Source organism: Rhodospirillales bacterium, from assembly GCA_016872535.1.
Taxonomy (GTDB): Bacteria; Pseudomonadota; Alphaproteobacteria; order Rhodospirillales; family 2-12-FULL-67-15; genus 2-12-FULL-67-15.
The window spans coordinates 1-5,317 of record VGZQ01000125.1; the positions used below are offsets into that span (position 1 = coordinate 1).

The window sequence follows — 5,317 nt, forward strand, 5'->3', positions numbered from 1 at the left end:
CGCGGGCATTGTCGAGAACAATCAGATCGTGCGCCGGCGCCGACCAAGCCATGTCGCGCCCCGCACCCGGCCAATCCCAAGGAAGGCGTAAGCGATAGAGCATGCGGTCGATCGGCCCCGGTCGGCTTTGTTCATTCCATCCTTGCGGCATTGTGCTGATCGCCGTTACTTCGTGGCCGAGATCACGTAGGGCCTGGACCCGCTGCGGGGTGCGCGAGCCGTGGTGCGTCTCGCCGACCATAATGATTCTCATAGCCGCCTGCGATCACGCATTACCGCATCCAGGGCGGTCCGTAATCCCTTGATGTTTGTCCCGAAGTTCCATCCCGCGATCTTGCGGCGGGCAGCGACACCAGCCTCCCCCGCGCGCACGAGAACGTCGACCAACGCCCGGCTCAGAGCCGCGATATCGCCGCAAGGAAAGACCGCGCCGCAAGATTCGTCGATCAAGTCAGGAGCGCATCCGACTTGGTCGCTGGCGACAACCGCGGTACCGCACGCCATGCTTTCGTTTACCGCCAGTCCCCACGGTTCGCGTTCGGCGGGCAGTACGAAGATGTCGGCAAGATCATAAAGAGCGGGTAGCTCGCGCTGATTTTTGAAGCCGAGAAAGCGGACGTCGGGCGACGCGCTGCGCTCAAGATCGGCACGCATCTCCCCATCCCCGACGTAGGCGAGAATCGGCCTTTGCCCCGGCCAGGCGGCTCGGTTGCAAGCTTCTAGCAGCCATTCGGGGTGCTTGCGGGGACTGAATTTTCCCGCATAGAGAATAACCGGTCGTTCGTCGAAGCCGAGTGAGCGGCGCAAGGCCGAGCGATGGGGTCTGGCCGCCTCGGCCCCGGCGGCGAAAAAATCGTTGTCGACCGCGTAACCCATGTCGTGGATGCGTCGAAGATCGACGCCCCGGCGCCGGTAATAATCCCGGTTTGCCCGACCGATGGCGAGAAAAGCGTTGCAATGGGCGAAAACATGTTTGAGAAACTTGCGCTTCAACCACCCGCGAATACCCGGCCCATCCGGCATGGCCCAATCGTTGTTCTCGCCGCGCATCATAACCGGCTTGCCGATGGCGTGGGCCTGGCCGATGGCGCGCAGCATCCGACGACCCTGCCAGCCGTGGAACCAGACCGCGTCGCTTTCCCCGATTTCCCGCCGCCAATCGGTTTCCTCCCAAACGACGCTATCGTAGCCCGAACGCAATGGCACATCCCAACGCACATCGCGCCCGAAGCCCGCGTCGAAATACCCGCCTTCGGTATCGCGCAGAAAAAGGACGCGAAATTCGATGCCCGATTCGGCGGCAATTCGGCGAAACAACGGCGCATGATATTGGATCGGATGGCTGACGATGTGAAGGAGGCGCACTATCACAGATCCTCGTTCCACACCGCTCGCCAAGCACTGTCGAGCTTCTGCCAGAAAGTTGTCGGAGAATATTCGTTTTCGGCAACCGTTCGCGCCCCTTGTGACAGTCGGGTACGCAACCTTCTATCGCGCACGACGGAAATAATCCCTTCGGCAATTTCGTCCGGAGACAACCCGACCAGAACCCCTGTTTCACCCGGCCGCACGTAATCCTCGGGCCCGCCGCAACGGGTGGAAACGACAGGAACTCCGCACGCCATGGCCTCGATCCCGGCGATGCACAATCCTTCCTGATGGGAGGGGATAACGAAAAGATCGATCTCCCGATAGAATTCGATCAATCGTTCACGATCAATTTCCCCCGGAAAATCGACGAAGTCGTCGAGGCCGCTATCTCTTACCGCCGCGCGCAACGATTGGTCCGGGGCCGCGCCGACAGCCTTCAGGCGAAGGTTGTGATCCCGGCCTCTCGCCCGAGCCACGGCGGCAATCAGCGTGGCGACATTCTTACGCGGATCATTGAGCCGGCCGGCGAACCCGATCATACCGGGTCTTGGCGGGCATTCCGGCGGCGTCAACGCGGCGGTATCGACGGGAATGGGCAAGTGACCGACGCGGCCATCCCCCTCATGGCCCAGGGCACGGGCCGTGTAACGGCTGACGCCGTAGATACGGCCGACCCCAGAAAGAATGCGCCGTTCCATTGAGTGCAGACGCGGGGCAATGAACACCCCATCGATGAGTCGTCTCGGCCACATCGCGGTGCGCACCCGATCAGTCCGATCGCCATCCACGCTACTGGCGCACCAGATCAAATGAGGAATGCCGGCTATGGCGAGAGGATAGGAAATCGAGACTTGCCCGCCGACGGCGACATGGCGGTCATGGCTCGCGATGAGTTCCGACCAGCGCGCCGAAGGTATGTAATAGGTGAATTCCAGCTCGGGCAACCAACTGCCAACGGCAACGGAGCGGACGTCACCGAAGCACGTCCCGATCCGACATCGCGGCCTGCGGCCCATCAGCAATGTCCAGGACGGCGCGTTCAAGTCGGATTCCTGTCCGAAGGTCGCGTAATAGGCGACCGTTAGGTCGTGCCCCCGCGCACGCAAGGCCTCGCACAGCCAATGGGTCTTGGCCGGAACCCCACCGTCGTAGGGCGGCAAGGTCATGATCAGCGTGCGCAACGTCATCACCCTCCCCCAATTTATCCCGCCCCGGCCTCGACCAGGACGTCGGCGACCCGCCGGCCACATTCTTCCCAGGAAAACTTCCGGGACCGGTCGAGTCCCTTCGCCGCTAGCGATGCGCGCAGATTGTCCGATTCGATCATCTGCAGGCAGGCTTCAGCGATCGCAACGGGATCGAGGGGATCGAAGTACAGGGCCGCTTCCCCGACGATCTCAGGCATCGCGCTCGTGTTCGAACAAGCGATCGGCGTGCCGCAGGCCATGGCTTCGACCAGCGGATTGCCGAAGGTTTCCGCCGTCGAAGGAAAGGCCAGAAACAGGCATTTTCGGTAGAGCGCCAATACTTCTTCCATTGGCTGGCGGCCCATGAATTCGACCCGTTCCCCGATTCCGAGGGAGGCGACCAGCGATCGGACCTGATCGGAATACCAGGGATCGATCGGGGCGCCGACAACCTTGATCCGGATATCCGGGGCGCGACGGCAAATGATCGCGGCGGCTCGAAAAAAATTCAGGAGATTTTTTTGAACGTAGATATCGGCGACCACGAGAATGAATCGCTCCCGCCGTGCATCGATGGCGGGCGTAAAAAAACGGGAAACGCCGTGGTGGATGACTGATATTTTTTCCTTCAACAGGCGCTGCAACCCGAACGTCAGGGTTCGAGCGGCATAATCGGAAACGGCCATAATTTTCACCGACCGCAAGACGGACAGAAGCGTCATCAGGCTGATCGTGCCCCAATAGAGCCAGCGGCCGGGCCGGGGTTCGACCCGGAGAACGCTCAAGGCGTTGCGCAGGAGCACCACGTTCCGTCCCGACAGGAGGCAACCGAAATTGGCCGGCGAGAAAATGATGCTTGCGCCCATGACCCGCGCCAGGATCGGGAGAACCGCCTGTTCCCAGATCGCCAACATCGCGGGCCCGCCAGTCGAGGTAACGGCATGGACCCGAACCTTTTCGTCGGTCGGGTGAAAAATCTCGATTTGATCGTCTTCGATGAAAAGGTGAAGCTCGAGGCGCTCGTCCTTCGCCAAAAGCGGCAGGACATTGCGCAGATAGGTCACCCCGCCGCCGCTGCGGGCGTGGAGAGCGTTGACCAGAACGCAGACACGGGTTTTCGGCGCAGTCGCAACCGTCATCGCCACCGCAGAATACGCCCGACCCGCGCCAGAACGAAAAGAAATACGCAGGTCACCAATGCCGCCTTGGCGAGATTAGCCACATACAGCGCGAAATGTTGGTCAAAATCGATCGTCCAGGGGGTGAGTGCAAGAACGCCGGCGGCGGCGTAGGAGCTGCCGTTGATCCATATGCGGGACAATACAATGAGAATCAGAAACGTCAGGGCTTGCGCCACGATCTGCCCTGGTACGCCCGCAAAAGCGAGCGGTTCCCATAAAAGGGTTCCGGAGGCTGAATGATCAGTATTGAGGTTTGGCGCCATGTCCGGATGACAATAATGGATAACGATTTTTCCGCTTTGCGATAAATTCGGTTTATCAGGCCACAAAGCCCGCGGTACAAGCCCATAAACAAAATAAAATGGGTTCGATCGATCTTCGTGGGTTGTCGGAATCTTACGTATAACCCCAGTAAGACAGTCGATTGTTTCGATCTGTCGAGTAACCAGCTTGGATGCCAACACCTCTCGGAAGTAAGGGAATACTTCAAGATTAGGATTCAAGCGCGCCTGTCGAACCGTTATCGCTGATAGCAATATCAGCAGAGCAAGAATAACCGATCCCACAGCCGTTGCGACTGAACGACGTTCCAATGCAACAGCAAATCCAGTTGCAGCAAGGGCAAATACAACAATCTTTGTCCCGCCAAAAAACATCGGGCCAACGGCCGCAATCGACAGCACAACCAAATCGAGTACCGCCCCCTCCGCCCGCGACATCCATCGTATAGCGGCTAGAGCAAACGCTGTTACATATAGGACCAGAACGATAAAGTTTATTTGTTGATCCAGATCATTCCAATAATGGTCGAAAATTTTGGCACCAACATGTCGCTGAATAATATACGTTACGGCCGCAAAAATCCCTATTCCGAGAATGATCGAGCGAGGCAATCGTAAAGTCGAAACCGGTTTATCTCCCCTTCCATCCGCGCCAGCCGGCAACATCCATGCCACCAATACATGACCAATCAATGAAAACCGCAAAATCTCCCGTTCACCTTCAGAATCCACCAGCCCCGAAAGCAATCCCTGGTATGTCGGAGCTACGATAAGATCTCCAAACGACGACTGACCTACAGCACTAATCGTTACTACGGCTATGATCGGAATAACGAAATAAAACCAAAGTACCCATGTTACCATCAGAAATAACGGCGCAGCCAGGACCCTCCTATTATCCGAACCTTGGAACAATATGATAGTCAACCACAACCAAAGAAGCATGCTCGCGAGACGCACGATCCAACTTCCCGCACCGCCCCATACACCAGGCGCAAACGTCCATAGCCAGAGGCCTGCCGCAGCTATTGCTACAGGCAGGATCCGTACGTTCGGATAAATCCATGAACGAGACATGACGGTAAAAAAGGCTGGATAAGCAGAGAGCGTGACATTTTTTCAGATACTGACTCTCTAATAAAGAGGAGATATTCGCCCAAAATAACTTTTGGTAATTAGGGCGATTCGTAACCATGTGCTAGGAGGAAAGGCGCATGGTTATAGGGGGTTCGAGGGTTTTCGGGTGTGCGGCCAACTTTGAGCGGGGCCGCAAGTGCGTTTTCTGCGGGTCGTTCAA

General features: G+C 57.9%; 4 protein-coding genes. All 4 read right to left on the reverse strand.

Going from position 1 to position 5,317, the window contains the following annotated elements:
- Window positions 1-249 precede the first annotated feature (249 nt).
- From FJ311_15730 to FJ311_15745, 4 genes are read right to left on the reverse strand one after another with little or no spacing between them, the layout of a single operon-like run.
- Window positions 250-1,398, reverse strand: coding sequence for a glycosyltransferase family 4 protein (locus FJ311_15730; GenBank protein ID MBM3952884.1), 1,149 nt, complete (start codon window positions 1,396-1,398; stop codon window positions 250-252).
- Window positions 1,368-2,621: a glycosyltransferase family 4 protein gene (locus FJ311_15735; protein MBM3952885.1), complete on the reverse strand. Its 1,254-nt coding sequence runs from the start codon at window positions 2,619-2,621 to the stop codon at window positions 1,368-1,370. The genes FJ311_15730 and FJ311_15735 overlap by 31 nt, the downstream gene beginning before the upstream one ends.
- Entirely contained in the window at window positions 2,573-3,697 is a 1,125-nt protein-coding gene (locus FJ311_15740) for a glycosyltransferase family 4 protein (GenBank protein ID MBM3952886.1), read from the reverse strand. The genes FJ311_15735 and FJ311_15740 overlap by 49 nt, the downstream gene beginning before the upstream one ends.
- Entirely contained in the window at window positions 3,694-4,884 is a 1,191-nt protein-coding gene (locus FJ311_15745) for a hypothetical protein (GenBank protein MBM3952887.1), read from the reverse strand. The genes FJ311_15740 and FJ311_15745 overlap by 4 nt, the downstream gene beginning before the upstream one ends.
- Window positions 4,885-5,317 lie beyond the last annotated feature (433 nt).